Genomic DNA, 16,349 nt, shown 5'->3' on the forward strand with positions numbered 1-16,349 from the left:
ACGCCCGGCGCTTTCTTCCTGGATCCTTACCCCACTGTGCCCGAAGGTTTGGGGGGACTCCAGTCCCGACGGGTTGCGAACCTCACGTCCGGGTACTGGAACAGCCTTGCCGTCCCGTTAGTTCCTGTTGTCGGGATTCCTGCTGGTCAACCGTGATGGGAGAGTTCGTCGATGCCGGGCAAGCTGCCGGAGCTGAGCACCACCCAATTGATCGCCAGCGGGCTGGCGACCATGGGAGCGGCGGTCGGAGCGTCCTACCTCGGCGTCTACGGGACGATCATCGGCGCGGCGTTCATGAGCGTGGCGTCCACGGCGGGCGGCATCGTCGCCAAGCACTACCTGGACCGGGGCAAAGAACAGATCAAGGAGCGGGCGCACCTGGTGTCGGCCGTCCTCGCCCGGGACGAGGCCGAGCGCGCGGCGGCGGCCGTGACGTCCGCCGACCCGGCGCGGGCCGCGCCCTGGGCGGCGCGGACGGGCCTCGACCCGAACGCGACCCTCCTGGACCCGTCCGCGCTCGACCCCGGCGCCACCCGCCGCGACGTCCCGCTCCCGCCCGGCGGCGGTCCCGGCGGCGATCCCGGCGCGACCCGGCTGGACGGCCCGGCGGCCGTCGCGGGCGCGCTCGCCGACGCGGCGGGCGAGGACGCGCTGCGCCGGGCGTCCTGGCGGGCCGCGCTCGTCGACACCCGGGACTGGACGCGGCGCCACTGGATGAAGCTCGCGGCGTCGTCGGCGGTCGTGTTCGCGCTGGTCATCGGCGGGATCACGCTGTGGGAGGTCGCGGCGGGCGGGATCGGCAAGGACGGCGGACGCGGCCCCACGGTCGTGCGGGTCTTCGGCGGGGGAGAGGCGCGCAAGCCGTCGCACACGCCGACGCATCAGCCGTCCGGGAAGCCGACGGGCACGCCGACCCCGACGGCGCCGACGTCGCCCACGCCGACGACCAAGCCGGAGACGACCCCGTCCCCGACGCCGGGCACCACGACGCCCACGACCCCGGCGCCGACGACGACCCGGCCGAGCACGGCGCCGAGCACGTCCCAGCCGGCCGGGGGCGCCGAGACCCCGCGCGGGATCGAGCGGACGACGCCCTGACCGGTCAGTCGCCGAAGACGCGCCGGGTGTAGGGGTTGGCGAAGCGGCGGTCGGGATCCAGCTCGTCGCGCAGCGCGCGGAAGTCGCCGAAGCGCGGGTAGACCGACTCCAGGTACGCGGCGTCACGCGTGTGGAGCTTGCCCCAGTGCGGGCGCCCGCCCATTCCGGTCAGCAGGTCCTCGATTCCGCCGAAGTAGTCCTCGTGCGGGTCGCGGTTGTAGACGTGGACGGCGATGAACGCGCTCCGGCGGCCGTGCGCCATCGACAGCCAGGCGTCCTCCTCCGGCAGCATCCGGACCTCGATCGGGAAGCTGATCCGCCAGTCCCGCCTGTCGAACAGCGCCCGCAGCTCCTTGAGCGCCGGGACGAGCTGCTCGCGCGGGATCGCGTACTCCTGCTCCTTGAACCGGACGGTCCGCGGACTGGTGAACACCTTGTACGACGTGTCGGTGTAGGTACGCGCGCCGAGCGCCTTGGCCGACACCTTGTTGATGGCCGGTGCCGCCGCCGGGACGCGGTGCGTCACCCGGTTGATCCACCCGAACACCGTGTTGGACAGGAACTTGTCGTCCAGCCAGTACTTGACGGGCGACAGCGGCGCGGCGGGGCCGTCGGTCCGGTTGTTGCGCTTGGTGCTGCACCCCTCGGTGTGGGGGAACCAGTAGAACTCGAAGTGCTCGTTGGCGGCGTCGAACTCGTCGATGCGGGACAGGACCTCGTCCCACCGCATCGGCGCCTCCTCGGCGCGCAGCAGGAACGCCGGGACGGTCCGCCACGTGATCGCGGTGACGATCCCGAGCGCGCCGAGCCCGGCGCGGGCGGCGTCGAACAGGTCCGGCCGCTCGGAGGGCGAGCAGGTCACGACGCTGCCGTCGGCGAGGACGAGTTCCAGCGCCGCGACCTGGGAGGCGAGCCCGGCGGCGTCGCGTCCGGTGCCGTGCGTGGCGGTCTGGAGGGCGCCCGCGACGGTCTGCTCCTGGATGTCGCCCATGTTGGCGAGCGCGCGGCCGTGGTCGGCGAGGACGGCGTTGAGCCGGTGCAGCGGCAGCCCGGCCTCGACGGTGACGAGCCCGCCGGCGGTGTCGACCGAGCGGACGGCCGTCAGCCCGTCCGGGCGCAGCAGGACGCCGTCGGCGACGGCCGCGCCGGTGAAGGAGTGGCCGGCGCCGGCCATGCGGACGGTCAGGCCGTCGTCGGCGGCGGCGCGGACGGCCTCGGCCACCTCGGCGGTCGTGCGCGGGGTCGTCGCGCGGCGCGGGGACGCGTGCTGGTTTCCGGCCCAGTTCCGCCAGTTCTCGGTGCTCGCGGGAGACATGGGGGGATGCTACTCGTCCGAGTGTTCATGAGGAAAGTTCACGTTCCAGTCCGGGCGGGCTGACCGGCGGGGCATGTGTCCGGACCGGGCGGTTAGTCTCGTCTCACCCGTACCGACTCTTGCAGGGGATTGGCCGTGTCTCCGTCTTCACCGCCCCGCGACACCGGTCGCTCGCGCCGGGGGACGCCGAAGGCCCCGCGCCGCCGCGTCCGGCCGGTGGTCGCGGTCGCCGCCGCGTCCGCGCTGGCCGCCGCCGCGCTCGGCGGCGGCGCGTACGCCGTCCTCGCCCGGAACGGCGGCGACGGCGGCGGCCGGCACAGCGACCCGCCGCGCGTCGCGGGCTCGCCGGTCACGACCGTGGACGACACCGGGCAACTAGCGCCGCTGCGCCGGGTCGTCCCGCCGGACGTCCTCGCGGTCTCCAGCGGGCAGCCGATCCCGCAGGAGCGCATCGACCGGCTGCGCCGAGTCAAGCGCATCAACTCGGTCATCTCCGTCGCGGGCGGCGCCGTCCAGTTGCAGGGGCGGGCGGTGAACACCTTCGCGGTGGATCCGTCGGCGTTCCGTTCCTGGACGCCGCCCGGCACCGCCAAGAACACCGAACTGTGGACGGCCCTCGCCGGGGACCGGTTCGTCACGTCCAAGTCCGCCGCGACCCAGCTCGGGCTGAGCCCCGGGCAGCCGTACCCGATCGTCGCCAAGACCGTTCCGCACGTCACGATGGGCGGGTCCGGCGACCTCGGCCTGCCCGGCATCGACATGCTCGTCAGCCGCAAGACCGGGACCGACATGGGCCTGGTCCAGAACGTGGCGGTGCTCGTCAACGCGCCCGGCGTGGACCCGGCCAAGCTCGCCGCGGCCGTCCAGAAGGCGCTCGGGACGGGCGTCAGCGGCGTCAACCTGCACGAGAAGCGGTACCAGCCGTCCGGCGGCGGGCAGCGGCCCGGCAACTACCTCGACCTCTACAAGCAGGCCGCGACGAGCTGCCCCGGCCTGTCGTGGACCGTGCTCGCCGCCATCGGCCAGGTCGAGAGCGACCACGGGCGCAACGCCGGACGGTCCAGCGCCGGGGCCTACGGGCCGATGCAGTTCATGCCCGCCACGTGGAAGTCCTACGGCGTGGACGGCGACGGCGACGGCAAGGCCGACATCATGAACCCCTACGACGCCATCCCCGGCGCGGCCAAGTACCTGTGCGCCAACGGCGCCGGAAAGGGCGGCCGGTCCCTCTACCAGGCGATCTGGCACTACAACCACGCCGACTGGTACGTCCAGAAGGTGCTCAATCTGGCCCACGCGTACGCCGCCCGCTTCTCGTGAGGTTGGATGGGGGCATGACGTCCTACGACGCGCTGCTCCTGGTGTCGTTCGGCGGCCCCGAGGGGCCGGGCGACGTGATCCCGTTCCTGGAGAACGTCACGCGGGGGCGCAACGTCCCGCGCGAACGGCTCGCGGTCGTCGGCGAGCACTACATGCTGTTCGGCGGCGTCAGCCCGATCAACGGCCACTGCCGCGCGCTGAAGGCCGCGATCGAGGCGGACTTCGCCGCGCACGGCCTCGACCTCCCCGTCTACTGGGGCAACCGGCACTGGGACCCGTTCCTCGCCGACGCCGTCCGCGCGATGCGCGACGACGGGATCCGCCGCGCCGCCGCGTTCGTCACGTCCGCCTACAGCGGCTATTCGGCGTGCGACCAGTACGTCGAGGCGATCGAGCGGGCGCGGGCCGAGGTGCCCGGCGCGCCCGAGATCGAGAAACTGCCCGTCTACTACGACCGGCCGGGGTTCGTGGAGCCGCTGGTGGACGCCGTCCGCGCCGCGCTCGCCGAACTGCCCGCCCACCTGCGCGCGGGCGCCCCGCTGGCGTTCACCGCGCACAGCGTCCCGCTCGCGCAGCCCGGACGGGAGACCTACGCGGCCGAACTCGCGGTCGTCGCCGCGCGCGTCGCCGAGCGGGCCGCGCCCGGCCACCCGTGGGAACTCGTCTACCAGAGCCGCAGCGGGCCGCCGAGCCAGCCGTGGCTGGAGCCCGACGTCGGCGACCACCTGGAACGGCTGCACAACGCCGGGCACGACGCGGTCGTCGTCGTGCCGGTCGGGTTCGTGTCCGACCACATGGAGGTCAAGTACGACCTGGACGTGCAGGCGGCGGACGTGGCCGACAAGCTCGGGCTCGCGTTCGTCCGGGCCGCCACGCCGGGCGCCGACCCCCGCTTCGCGACCCTGCCCCGCACGCTGCTCGCCGACCGCACCGGAGACGACCGATGACCCGCCCCGAGGACCTGCTCGAACTCGCCGTCGCGACCGCCCGCGAGGCGGCCCGGATGCTGGTCCAGGAGCGGCCCGCCGCGGGCCCCGACGTCGTCCAGACCAAGTCGAGCCCGACCGACGTCGTCACCGCGATGGACCGCGCCGCCGAGAAGCTGATCGTGGAGCGGATCGCCGAGGCCCGGCCGGGCGACGCGTTCCTCGGCGAGGAGGGCGGCGAGACCGGCGGCGGCTCCGGCGTCCGCTGGGTGATCGACCCGATCGACGGGACCGTCAACTACCTGTACGACCTGCCGGACTGGGCGGTGAGCATCGGCGCGGAGGCCGACGGCGTCCCGGTCGCGGGCGCGATCGTCATCCCGCGCCGGGGCGAGGTCTACACGGCGAGCCGGGGCGGCGGCGCGTTCCTGGAGACGGCGGGCGGACGGCGGCGGCTGCGGGTCAACGAGAACGTGCCGCTGGCGCAGGCGCTCGTCGCGACGGGCTTCGGCTACGCGTCCGGCCGCCGCGCCCACCAGGCCGAGGTGCTGCGGGGCGTGCTGCCGAACGTCCGGGACATCCGCCGGGGCGGCTCGGCCTGCATCGATCTGTGCGCCGTCGCGGCGGGCCGGGTGGACGCCTACTACGAGCGCGGCACGCAGGCGTGGGACGTCGCGGCGGGCGCGCTGATCGTCGCCGAGGCGGGCGGACGCGTCGCGGGCCTGGACGGCGCCCCGATGAGCCCGGAGTTCACGCTCGCCGCCGGCCCCGGCACCTTCGAGTCCCTGCACGCCCTGCTGGCCCCGCTGGACCCCGCGCACGACTAGCCGGGCAGCGGCGGCGGGTCGGTGAACAGCGCGGGCAGCACGAACGCCCGGACGTAGCGGCGGACGGCCTCGGGGTCGTCGGCGTGCGGGACGGCCCCCATGAGCAGGGCCAGCGCGATGGACAGGACGTACCCGGCCGCCTCGGTGGCGGTGAGCCCCGGCCGCAGGCGTTCCGGCGAGCAGTTCGCGAGGCCGAACTCGTAGCTCTCGGTGAGCAGCGCGGCGATCTCCGGATGGGCGGTGACCAGGCGCGCGAAGCCTCCGTCGCCCGTCAGCCGGGCGAGCAGCGGGTCGCGGGCCACCTCGGTCGCCACGAACACCAGCGACTCGGTGATCACCTCCTGCGGGTCGAGCGGGCCCACGTAGCGGGCGGTGGCCTCGGCGACGGACCGCTCGGCGGCGCGGAGCGCGAGCGCGCCGACGACCTCGTCGCGGTTTGCGAAATGGCGGTAGAGCACGGCGCGCGTGTACCCGCTCCGCCGCGCGATCGCCTCCATCGTCGTCGCCGTCGCGCCGGACTCCAGGACGGACCGCTCGGCGGCGTCCAGCAGCGCCGCCCGCGCCTGCGCCGGGGTGAGGCCGCCGCCGGGGGGCCGTCCCCTGCGCTTGGCCGGACGTGGACTCCGGTCTTCGGAAAAAGTAGACATGATCCTGGATCTGTATATTATCGGCCGTTCCATCACCGCGCGGCCGGGAGGCCGAACATGCGCGCACGTCCCCTCATCACGCTCGCGCTCGCGAGCGCGCTGGCCCTCCTGATCGCCCCGGCGGCCCGCGCCGACGGCGACCCCGACTACGGGCAGGCCCGGTCCTGGATCTGCCGGCCGGGCGTGCGCGGCCCGTGCGGCGACGACCTGGACGCCACCGTGGTCCCCGCCGACGGACGGCTGTCGGTGGAACACGCCCGGCGCGCGACCGCTCCGCCCGTGGACTGCTTCTACGTCTACCCGACCGTGTCCGGCGACCCCGGCATGAACAGCGACATGAACTGGTCGCCCGACGCCGAGGGCCTGATCACCCGCCAGCAGGCGGCCAGGTTCGGGTCGACCTGCCGCGTCTTCGCCCCCGCGTACCGGCAGATCACGCTGACCGCCATCATCGACGGCCGCTCGTCCGACACCGCCAAGCAGCGCGCCGCGGACGCCTTCGCCTACGCCGACGTGCTGCGCGCCTGGAAGCACTACCTCGCGCACGACAACGGCGGACGCGGGTTCCTGCTGCTCGGCCACTCCCAGGGCGCCGGCATGGTCGAACGCCTCCTGCACGAGCAGATCGACCCGGACCCGCGGCTCCACGCCCGGCTGATCGGCGCCTACATGCCGTCCGCCGCCGGAGTCTCGCGCACCACGCCGCTGTGCTCGCGCTACCGGCAGATCGGCTGCGTCGCGACGTGGGCGTCCTACCGCGCGGACCGCGCGCCGACCGCGAACGCCCTGCTCCCGTCGCTGTTCGGGCGCGACCCCGCCGACGGGACGCACTTCCCCTGCGTCAACCCCGCGACGCTCCTGAAGCCCGGCACCGATCCGGCCGCGAGCACCTGGCTCGACTCCTACTTCCCGGCGCGGTTCCCGTTCGGCCAGTACCCGTACTTCACGTGGCAGGCCCCGGGGCCCTGGGTCCGGGCCGACCACGGGACGGTCACCACCGCGTTCGTCCGCACGCCGCGCTTCGTGACGGGCCGCTGCGTCCACCGGGAGGGCTACAGCTTCTTCGAGATCACCGTCCACCGGGACCCCGCCGACCCCCGGGTGGACGACATCGGCGGCGACATGACGCCCTTCGCCTACTACGTGGTCCCGACGCCCCGCAACGTCATGGGGCTTCACATGGCCGACTACGACCTCGTCCAAGGGGACCTGCAACGCCTGGCGGCGCTCCAGACGAACGCCTACCTGGGCGCTCGTCCGAAGCTCAGTCCGGCAGGCTGATGTCGTTGTTCGCCGCGATGCGCAGCAGCTCGTTGATCTCTTCCTGCCGGATGTCGGCCAGATAGGTGTCGCCGTCGGCGCGGGCGGTGCGCAGGGACGCGTAGGCGTCGTCGAGGCGCTGCTGGATGGTGCGGGTCAACTCGCCCATGGGCCTCCTCCCGGAATCAGGCTTTCGGTACCCAGATCTTTCCTTAAGCTAAACCTGTTCTAATGAGGATTTTGCCCTGTCGCCCGGCAACACGATAAGAACCGCAGGTGAACGTCTTACGGACGTCTTACGGGCCGCGTGGGATACCTGGGAGGACGGGTCCGCGAGGAGGGGGAACGGGACGTGCGTGTTCTGGTCGTCGAGGACGAGCGGGTGCTCGCCGACGCCATCGCCACCGGCCTGCGCCGCGACGCGCTGGCGGTGGACGTGGCCTATGACGGCGCGGGCGCGCTGGAACGGGCCTCGGTCAACGCCTATGACGTGATCGTGCTGGACCGCGACCTGCCGAAGGTCCACGGCGACGAGGTGTGCCGCAGGCTGGTGGACGAGCGGTACCCGGCCCGGATCATCATGCTGACGGCGGCGGGCGAGCTGGACGACCGCGTCGAGGGCCTGACCCTCGGCGCCGACGACTACCTGGCCAAGCCGTTCGCGTTCAAGGAGCTGATCGCGCGCGTCCGGGCGCTCGGCCGGCGCGCGGCGGCGCCCCGGCCGCCGGTGCTGGAGCGCGCCGGGGTCCGGCTGGACCCGGCGCGGCGTGAGGTGTGGCGCGAGAGCCGTCCGGTGGACCTGACCCGCAAGGAGTTCGCGGTGCTGGAGGTGCTGCTCGGCGCGGACGGCGCGGTGGTCAGCTCCGAGCACCTGCTGGAGAAGGCGTGGGACGAGCACATCGACCCGTTCACGAACGTGGTCCGCGTGACGATGATGACGCTGCGCAAGAAGCTCGGGGAGCCCGCCGTGATCGAGACGGTGCCGGGAGTGGGGTACCGGCTGTGACGCAGGAGACCGAGCCCGAGCAGAAGGAGTGGCGCGGGCCGGGGCCGCAGCAGTTCCCGCGCCCCGCGCAGAGCGGCCGGAGCCTGCGGACGGGCGGGATGCGCGGCCCGTTCGGGCGGGTGAGCGTCCGGCTGCGGCTGACGGCCCTGTACGGGCTGCTGTTCCTGCTCGCGGGCGCGCTGCTGCTGTTCGTGATGTCGGTGCTGGTCGCGAACATCCTCGGCAACATCAAGGTGATCGGGTTCGGGATCACCGACGAGGAGGCGGCCGAGCTCCAGCGCCGGTTCGTCGAGGAGACGATGCGGCAGCTCGTCGCGCGGTCGCTGGTGGCGTTCGCGGGCGTGGCGGTGCTGGCGGTCGTCCTCGGCTACTTCGTCGCGGACCGGGCGCTCAGCCCGCTCCAGCGCGTGACGGCGACGGCGCGGCGGCTGTCGGAGAGCACCCTGCACGAGCGCATCGCGCTCCAGGGCCCGGCCGACGAGATCAAGGAGCTGGCCGACACGTTCGACGCGATGCTGGAGCGTCTCGGGCAGGCGTTCGACTCCCAGCGCCGCTTCGTCGCGAACGCGTCGCACGAGCTGCGGACGCCGCTGGCGATCAACCGGACGCTGCTGGAGGTGGCGCTCGGCGACGAGGAGGTCTCCGACGACCTGCGCGCCGTCGGGCGGACGCTGCTGGCCACCAACGCCCGGCACGAGCGGCTGATCGAGGGCCTGCTGCTGCTGGCGCGCAGCGAGCGGGAGCTGACGACCCGCACCCCGGTCGACCTCGCGGACGTCGCCCGGACCGTCCTGGAGAACGCCGGGCGCCGCGACCACGACAACGACGTCGCCCTGCACCCGGAGCTGACGGCGGGCACCGCGCTCGGCGACCCGGTCCTGCTGGAGCACCTGGTGTCGAACCTGGTGGACAACGGGATCAAGCACAACGACGACGGCGGCGAGGTCTGGGTCCGGACGGGCGTCCTGGACGGCTTCGCGACCGTCCAGGTGGAGAACACCGGCCCGAACGTCCCGGCGTACGAGGTCGAGCGGCTGTTCGAGCCGTTCCGGCGGCTGAACTCCGACCGGGTGGAGTCGGCGAAGGGCGCGGGGCTCGGGCTGTCGATCGTCCGGTCGGTGGTGCTGGCGCACCGGGGGACGCTCTACGCGACGTCCCGGACGGGCGGCGGGCTCATCCTCACGATCCGGCTGCCGCTCGCGCCGCCTACTTGAGCGCGGCGGTGGCCAGCGTCGGGTCGCCGTCCAGGTCGAGGCGCAGCCCGGTGTACTGCGGGTCGTAGGCGGCGCCGACGCCGATGTCCACCAGCGGGACGATCGCCAGGGCGTCCGCCGCGATCTTCTCGGCCTGCCGGGCGAGGTCGAGCCGCCGGGACGCGTCCGGGGTGCGGGCGACCTCGGCGAGCAGGGTGTCGAACGGTCCGTCGCGCCAGCGCCCGAAGTTGCCGAGGCCGTCGTCGCCGTAGACGGCCGGGTCGCCGAGCAGCGGGCCGAGCAGGAGTTCGGCGGTCGGGACGTCGGCCGTCCACGCGTACAGGACGAGCCCGGACGCGTCGCCCGCCGACACCGCCTTGGCCAGCGCCGGGTACCGGTCGTAGGACTTGATCTCGACGTTCCAGCCGAGCACCTGCCGGAGCTGGCTCTGCACGACCTCGGCCAGGTTGCGCTGCGACGGGAAGTTCATCGTGTAGAGCCGGACCGTCGATCCGCTCGGCAGCTTGGCGTCCGTCGCGAGCTGGACGGCCTTGGCGACGTCCTGCCGCGCGCACGACGGGCACACGCCCGGGTTGCCGTAGCCGGGCGTCGCGGCCGGGACGATGCCCGTCGCGGCGGCGTAGCCGGGGCCGGCCGCCGCGACGGCCTGCCGCCGGTCCAGCGCGTACGACACCGCCAGCCGCGCGTTGCGGTCGGCCATCGGGCCGCGCGCGGTCAGGGGGAGCAGGAACCGCGAGCCGGGGATCGTCCTGGTGAGCCGCGTGCCCGTCGTTCCCTGCGCGGACGAACTGAGCGGGGAGAAACCGAGCGTCCCCGAAGCCAGGCCGGACATCCCGGCCCTGGTCGCGTCCTCGCTCAGTTTCAGCGTGACCTTGTCCAGCGGAGTCGAACCGAACGCCCACGCCTTGTTGCGGACGAGCGTGATCGCGCTGGACGACGTCCCGGCGAGCTTGAACGGCCCGTTCCCGACCGGGTTCACGCGGTAGGACGTGTCGTTGTAGCGTCCCGCGTTCTTCGGCGCCGGCACGAACGGGAGGCCCGCGACGCGGAGCGGGAAGTCGCACTCGGGGGACTGCAGGTCCACCTGGAGGGTCGATCCGTCGGCCGTCACGCCGGTCAGGGTGTCGGCCTTGCCCGTCGAGACCTCGTCGTAGCCCTTGATGCCGCGCATGACGAACGAGGCGCCGCCGTTGGGGTTCTGCGCGGTGCGGGACCAGCCCCGGGCGAACGCGGCGGCGTCGACCGGCTCACCGTCGCTGAACGTCGTCCCGGACCGGACGGCGATCGTCCAGTGCGTGCAGTCGCCGTTCGGCGTCAGGGACGTCGCCATGCGGTTCAGCAGCTTGCCGTCCGGCGCGATCTCGGTGAGGCCGGTGAAGAGGGACTTGGTGATCGTCCGCTCGGTGGGGCCGCCGAGGTCGGCGGCCGGGTCGATCGCCCCGACGGACGACTCCAGGGCGGACGCGGAGACCGTGAGCGTCCCGCCGACGCTCCCCGCGCCGGTCGACGCGCTGATGCCCGGCCCGCCGCCGTGCGGGAGCAGCAGCACCGCCGCCACGGCCACCGCGACGACCGCCGCGCCGCCCCCGCCGGCCAGCACCGCGATGCCCCTGCGCCGTCCCGGCCGCGCAGGTTGCCCGGCCGGGACGGTCGCCCACGGCTGCGGTGCCCCCGGCCCGCCCCACGGCGGCAACGGCGGCGCCGCCACCGCCCCCGGCCGGCCCTGCGCGCCCCCGTGCGCCCCTGCCGCGCCGTGGGCCTGCGCCCCCGCGCTGTGCGTCGTGGCCGCGTCGTGCGCCGTGCCTGCGCCGTGCGGCGCGGGCGTGGCCGCGTCGTGGGACGTGTGCGTGCCCGCGCCGGTGTAGGTGGACGCGGCGGCGGCGCCCTGGCCGAGGACGTCGGCGGGCCGTCCGCCCGGCGCGGGCGCGCCGCCCGCCAGCGACAGCAGCCGCAGCAGCACGTCGCGGGACGCCGGGCGCCGCGCCGGGTCCTTGGCCAGGCAGTCGGCCACCACGTCGCGCAGCGGGCCCGTCATCAGCCCGAGGTCGGGCGGCAGGTTGAGGATGCGGTGCATGACGGCCGGGATCGAGTCCTGGCCGAACGCGGGCCGTCCCGACGCCGCGTAGACCATCGTCGCGCCCCAGGCGAACACGTCCGCCGCCGGCCCGACCGCCGCGCCGGAGATCTGCTCGGGCGCCATGTACGCGGGCGTCCCGACGGCCGTGCTGGACAGCGTGCCGGTCGCGTCCAGCGCCCGCGCGATCCCGAAGTCGATCACGCGCGGGCCGTCGTGGGCGAGCAGGATGTTGCCCGGCTTGAAGTCCCGGTGGACGATCCCCGCCTCGTGGATCGCGGTGAGCGCCGTCATCGTCCCGATCGCCAGCCGGTCCAGCTCCGGGCCCGACCGGGGGCCGCGCATCCGCAGCACCTCCAGCAGCGACGGCCCGTCGATGAACTCGCTGACGATGTAGGGCCGGTCGCCGTCCACGTCGGCGTCCACGATCCGCGCGGTGCAGAACGGCGCGACCCGCCGCGCGACCGCGACCTCGGCGGCGAACCGCGACCGCGCCCGCGCGTCCCCGCTGAACCGGGCGTGCAGCAGCTTCACCGCGACGCGCTCGTCCGGCGGCCCGTCGGCCGCGGCGGCGAGGAACACCGACCCCTGGCCGCCCTCGCCGAGCAGGCCGGTCAGCCGGTACCGGCCGAGCCGTTCGGGGTCGCCGGGACGCAGGGACGACGTGGCGGGCACGGCGGAACACCTCCGGACGGGAGGACGGCGGACGGGGACGGAGGGAGACGCGCTACTGCTTGGTCACCGTCCCGTACGCGAGCGCGGTGCCCGCCGTCGGCGTGCTCTGCCGCCACTCCCACCGCATGGTGGTCGAGGACGACGGCAGGAAGCTCACGTACCCGTCCGCGCACTGCGACTTGTCCGACAGCAGCGACTCCTCGCGGTACACGTAGCGCACGCTGCTGGTGTTCTCCGGCATCAGCGTCAGCTTGGTGTAGCAGGTGCTGTGCCCGTCGGTGTAGCGGTAGGTCGCCGTGCCGGACTTGCCGAGCAGGTAGAACGCCGGCGTGAACGACTCGCCGCCGGACGAGGTGTTCGGCTGGTAGCCCGTGCCCTTGTACGTCCCGATGAGCCCGCCGCCGAGCGCCGAACTGAACGTCGGGGTCGGCGAGTAGTCGATGATCGGGTCGTCGTCCCCGCCGCTGTTGGCCACGACGACGACCACCACGACGGCGATGAGGGCGAGCAGGGCGAGCACGCCGCACCCGATCCCGATGAACACCCCCGGGTTCGTCCCGGACGACTTGGGCGGCGGCGGGCCGTACGGACCCGGCACGTTCATCGGCATCGGCCCCGGCGTCCCGGGCGCCCGCATCGGCGGCGGCGTCCCCGGACCCGGCGGCGGGCCGCCCTGGTACATCGGCATGGGCGGCGGCGTCAGCGGCTGCGGCGGCGGCGTGTGCGGCCCCGCCTGGCCCATCCCCGGCTGCCCCATCCCCGGCTGCCCGTACCCGGCCTGGTTCAGCGGCATCGGCGGCGGCGTGATCGCCTGCTGCGGCGGCTGCCGGGGCGCACGCTGTGCGGGCGGGGCGGGCGGCGCCGGAAGCTGGGACGCGATCCGGGTGCCCTGGTTCATCAGCGCCTCGGCGTCCGCGCCCTGCCCGGCGGGCGCGGCCCCCGCGCCGTCCAGCAGGAACAGCAGGAGCTGCGCGGCGGGCGGGCGGAGCCCGGCGTCCTTGGACAGGCAGCGGCCGATGAGGTCGCGCAGATGGCCCGCCGGCAGCGCCGACAGGTCCGGCTCGTCGTTGAGGATCTTGTTGATGATGACCGGCAGCGTCTCGGCCTCGAACGGCGACTGCCCGGTCGCGGCGAACACCATCGTCGCGCCCCACGCGAAGATGTCCACGGCAGGGGTCAGCGGCGCGCCGGTGAGCTGCTCGGGGGCGAGGTAGCCGGGCGTCCCGACGACCATGCCGGTCGCGGTGACCGCGCTCTCCTGCGAGTTGACGGTCCGCGCGATGCCGAAGTCGACGACGCGGGGCCCGTCGGCCGCCAGCATGACGTTGTTCGGCTTGAAGTCGCGGTGGACGATCCCCGCCTCGTGGATCGCCGCGAGCGCCGTCACGGTGCCGATCGCGAGCCGCTCCAGCTCCTCGCGCCCGAACGGCCCGTTGTGCGCGATGGCGTCGTGCAGGGACGGCCCGTCGATGAACTCGCTGACGACGTAGGGCTGGTCGCCCTGGACGTCGGCCTCAAGGACGCGCGCCGTGCAGAACGGCTCGACCTTCTGCGCCGCCGCGACCTCCCGGGTGAACCGGGCGCGTGCGGACGGGTCGGACGCCATCTGGGTGTGCAGCAGCTTGATCGCCACGTAGGCGCCGCCGCCGCGGACCCGGCCGAGGAACACCGCGCCCTGCCCGCCCGCGCCGAGTCGCCCGACCACCTCGTACTGTCCCAGCGCCCGGGGGTCCCCTGGCTCCAGGGGAGCGGCATCCGGCATGTCCAGTTCCTCCACCCGCAGTGAATGTGCCCGCCGTCGATCCCGGCCCGGCCCGGCCGTGCGGCGCGCCCCGTCCTCCACGGGGCCGCCCCGGTCTCAGGCGGGCACGATATCGCGTTAGTTCGGACGTTTCACCGAAGCTCGTGGTTCGGTCCTTTCGCTCCGGACCGTCCCCGGCGCCCGCCGGACGCGTCCCGTCCCCGTGGTCCGGTGAGAACCGGACCGGCGCGGCGCGTGTGAGGTTGGTGCGCGCCGGGCACTGGGTACCGATATGATCCCGGCCGCCGTGGGTTGCCCAGCCGGAGGTCACGGTCTGCTCCACACCGTGACAACCTGCGCGAAGGTGACGTAAACCACATCATCGGCGGCCATGTCGATGTCGACCGTCAACCGTGGAGGTGGTCGCGCCTCGTGTGTCGCAGCTCACCGCACGTGACAGAATTTCCCGCCCGGATCGGGCACAAGAACGGCCCTTCGCGCGTTAGATCCGCGCGACGGGGCGCATAAAGCATCGAGGGGGATGGAGACACCAAGATGGCGACCGACTACGACAGCCCACGCAAGACCGACGACGACATCAACGAGGACAGCCTTCAGGAACTCCAGGCTCGGCGGGCCGACAAGGCCGCGAGCATCATCGACGAGGACCTGGACGCCGGCGAGGTCGCGGAGCTTCCGGGCGCCGATCTCTCCAACGAGGAGCTGACCTTCCGCGTGGTGCCGCGGCAGGCCGACGAGTTCACCTGCACCCGGTGCTTCCTGGTGCACCACCGCAGCCAGCTCGCCAGCGAGAAGAACGGCAGGCTGGTCTGCCGCGAGTGCGCCGCCTGAGCGGCGCGGTGAAGGACGGGATGACGGACGGGACGACCGGCACGGGCCGGGACGCGGCGGAGCCGCCCGACGACGGCTCCACCGAGATCGGCGCGCTCATCGGGCGCCTCGCCGTGCCGGGCGACATGGACCGCGAGACCCGCGGCCGGCTGCTCGCACGGCTGGCGCGCCTGCTCGGCGCCAACGCGCGCCGTGCCGGGACGGCAGGGGTGGCGGGGGGCCGCTGGCTCGCCGACCTGCTCGTCGCCGCCGCACCGCACATCCCCGTCCGCGATCTCGCGACGCTGCGCGAGCACCACCACGGCCTGGCGGGGGAGGCCCTGGCCGACAGCGTGGTGCGGATGGCGGGGCACGGCACCACCGCCGTCGGGGCGGCGGGCGGAGCGCTCGCGGCGGTGCAGTTCACCGCGCCGCCGCTGCTGCTCACCGCGCCCGCCCAGCTCGTCGCCGAGACCCTGGTGGTCGCGGCCATCGAGGTGAAGATGATCGCCGAGCTGCACGAGGTGTACGGGGTGCGCGTCGAGGGCTCGGGAACGGTCCGGGCGACGTCCTACGTGACGGCCTGGGCCAAACGGCGGGGCATCGACCCGCTGGAGGAGGGGACGCTCACCGGCGCGCTCGGGACCGCCGCCAAGTCCGCCCTCCGCAAACGGCTGCTGAAGACGCTCGGGCGCAGCCTGACCACGATTGGCCCGTTCCTGACCGGCGCCGCCGCCGGGGCCGCGCTGAACCGCGCCGCCACGCGACGGCTCGCCGGCGCCGTCCGCGCCGACCTGCGCCGCGCGGGACCCGGCATCGTCGTGTCGTCGGCCGTTCCGGGGACGTCCCCGGCCAAGGTTCTGCGCCTGCCTCGGGCCGACGAACGCTGACCACCGCCGTCCGGACGGGGCGGCCCAGCGCGCTGTCACGACGCCTCAACCACCGCGCGAGCGCGTTGGCTGAGGGCCGGGACGACGCCGAAGGCGAGTCCCGGCCCGAAGATCGCGGAGCGATGCCGCGCTCGCCGAGGCACGGTCGCGGAGCGAGCCGCCAGGCGAGCGCAGCGGGCCGGGACTCTTGAAATACAGCGTCAGGGCGCGGCGTCCGCCATGAGCTGGGACGGCAGTTCCCCGGTTCCCTTCGCCCACTGCCGCGCGGCGGCGCGGGTGGCGAGCAGCCGCGCGACCTCGACGCCGATGCCGACGACGACGACCCAGCCGATCGCCTCGCTCAGCGCCACGTCCGGCGACTCGGGGTTGACCGGCGGCTCCTTGCCGGTGCTCTTCTTCCAGGCGACGCCGATCGCCTTCTTGGCGGCCCAGCCGCCCGCGAACGCCGCGGCCCCGGCCATCAGCCGCCAGCCGATGTCGCCCTTGTCCGCCATCTTCGTCCTCCCGATCGTCCAATCCTGATCA

Annotated in this window: 15 protein-coding genes; 9 read left to right on the plus strand and 6 right to left on the minus strand. The window is 74.0% G+C overall.

What is annotated here, in order from left to right:
- Positions 1-171: 171 nt before the first annotated feature.
- Positions 172-1,098 (plus strand): hypothetical protein, encoded by a 927-nt coding sequence (locus BTM25_RS25340; protein ID WP_103565533.1) that lies wholly within the window; start codon positions 172-174, stop codon positions 1,096-1,098.
- Positions 1,099-1,102: 4 nt separating this feature from the next.
- Here the strand turns inward: BTM25_RS25340 and BTM25_RS25345 are convergent, their stop codons facing one another.
- Entirely contained in the window at positions 1,103-2,413 is a 1,311-nt protein-coding gene (locus BTM25_RS25345; protein ID WP_103565534.1) for a D-arabinono-1,4-lactone oxidase, read from the minus strand.
- Between the two features lie 135 nt (positions 2,414-2,548).
- On the opposite strand from BTM25_RS25345, the gene BTM25_RS30830 reads away from it, so the two are divergent.
- The 3 genes from BTM25_RS30830 to BTM25_RS25360 are packed head-to-tail and all read left to right on the plus strand — an operon-like array spanning position 2,549 to position 5,486.
- Positions 2,549-3,733, plus strand: a complete 1,185-nt coding sequence (locus BTM25_RS30830) for a lytic transglycosylase domain-containing protein (protein ID WP_328589680.1) — start codon at positions 2,549-2,551, stop codon at positions 3,731-3,733.
- 14 nt (positions 3,734-3,747) lie between these two features.
- Positions 3,748-4,680: a ferrochelatase gene (locus tag BTM25_RS25355; RefSeq protein ID WP_103565536.1), complete on the plus strand. Its 933-nt coding sequence runs from the start codon at positions 3,748-3,750 to the stop codon at positions 4,678-4,680.
- Entirely contained in the window at positions 4,677-5,486 is an 810-nt protein-coding gene (locus BTM25_RS25360) for an inositol monophosphatase family protein (protein WP_103565537.1), read from the plus strand. The genes BTM25_RS25355 and BTM25_RS25360 overlap by 4 nt, the downstream gene beginning before the upstream one ends.
- Here the strand turns inward: BTM25_RS25360 and BTM25_RS25365 are convergent.
- Positions 5,483-6,133: a TetR/AcrR family transcriptional regulator gene (locus BTM25_RS25365; protein WP_103565538.1), complete on the minus strand. Its 651-nt coding sequence runs from the start codon at positions 6,131-6,133 to the stop codon at positions 5,483-5,485. The genes BTM25_RS25360 and BTM25_RS25365 overlap by 4 nt on opposite strands.
- Before the next feature lie 57 nt (positions 6,134-6,190).
- Here BTM25_RS25365 and BTM25_RS25370 point away from each other — a divergent pair, with 57 nt between their 5' ends.
- Positions 6,191-7,414: a DUF3089 domain-containing protein gene (locus tag BTM25_RS25370; protein ID WP_103565539.1), complete on the plus strand. Its 1,224-nt coding sequence runs from the start codon at positions 6,191-6,193 to the stop codon at positions 7,412-7,414.
- Here the strand turns inward: BTM25_RS25370 and BTM25_RS29815 are convergent.
- A complete protein-coding gene (locus BTM25_RS29815; RefSeq protein WP_168212238.1) occupies positions 7,398-7,562 on the minus strand; it encodes a hypothetical protein in 165 nt (54 codons plus the stop codon). The two genes, BTM25_RS25370 and BTM25_RS29815, sit on opposite strands and share 17 nt — an antisense overlap.
- Positions 7,563-7,745: 183 nt before the next feature.
- Here BTM25_RS29815 and BTM25_RS25375 point away from each other — a divergent pair, with 183 nt between their 5' ends.
- Together BTM25_RS25375 and BTM25_RS25380 are read left to right on the plus strand one after the other, a co-directional pair.
- Complete coding sequence (locus BTM25_RS25375) at positions 7,746-8,399, plus strand: response regulator transcription factor (protein WP_103565882.1); 654 nt, start codon at positions 7,746-7,748, stop codon at positions 8,397-8,399.
- The gene (locus BTM25_RS25380; protein ID WP_103565540.1) at positions 8,396-9,613 is read left to right on the plus strand and encodes a sensor histidine kinase; all 1,218 of its coding nucleotides are present in this window, start codon (positions 8,396-8,398) and stop codon (positions 9,611-9,613) included. The genes BTM25_RS25375 and BTM25_RS25380 overlap by 4 nt, the downstream gene beginning before the upstream one ends.
- Here the strand turns inward: BTM25_RS25380 and BTM25_RS25385 are convergent.
- Together BTM25_RS25385 and BTM25_RS25390 are read right to left on the minus strand one after the other, a co-directional pair.
- Positions 9,606-12,362 (minus strand): ABC transporter substrate-binding protein, encoded by a 2,757-nt coding sequence (locus tag BTM25_RS25385; RefSeq protein ID WP_103565541.1) that lies wholly within the window; start codon positions 12,360-12,362, stop codon positions 9,606-9,608. The genes BTM25_RS25380 and BTM25_RS25385 overlap by 8 nt on opposite strands.
- Before the next feature lie 52 nt (positions 12,363-12,414).
- Positions 12,415-14,124: a serine/threonine protein kinase gene (locus BTM25_RS25390; RefSeq protein ID WP_103565884.1), complete on the minus strand. Its 1,710-nt coding sequence runs from the start codon at positions 14,122-14,124 to the stop codon at positions 12,415-12,417.
- 534 nt (positions 14,125-14,658) lie between these two features.
- Here BTM25_RS25390 and BTM25_RS25395 point away from each other — a divergent pair.
- Together BTM25_RS25395 and BTM25_RS25400 are read left to right on the plus strand one after the other, a co-directional pair.
- A complete protein-coding gene (locus tag BTM25_RS25395; RefSeq protein WP_019631276.1) occupies positions 14,659-14,955 on the plus strand; it encodes a DUF4193 domain-containing protein in 297 nt (98 codons plus the stop codon).
- 20 nt (positions 14,956-14,975) lie between these two features.
- Positions 14,976-15,824, plus strand: coding sequence for a hypothetical protein (locus tag BTM25_RS25400; protein WP_103565886.1), 849 nt, complete (start codon positions 14,976-14,978; stop codon positions 15,822-15,824).
- A gap of 200 nt (positions 15,825-16,024) precedes the next feature.
- On the opposite strand, the gene BTM25_RS25405 is transcribed toward BTM25_RS25400, so the two are convergent.
- The gene (locus BTM25_RS25405; RefSeq protein WP_103565542.1) at positions 16,025-16,318 is read right to left on the minus strand and encodes a DUF4235 domain-containing protein; all 294 of its coding nucleotides are present in this window, start codon (positions 16,316-16,318) and stop codon (positions 16,025-16,027) included.
- Between the last annotated feature and the right edge of the window lie 31 nt (positions 16,319-16,349).

It is taken from the genome of Actinomadura rubteroloni (assembly GCF_002911665.1).
GTDB lineage: Bacteria > Actinomycetota > Actinomycetes > Streptosporangiales > Streptosporangiaceae > Spirillospora > Spirillospora rubteroloni.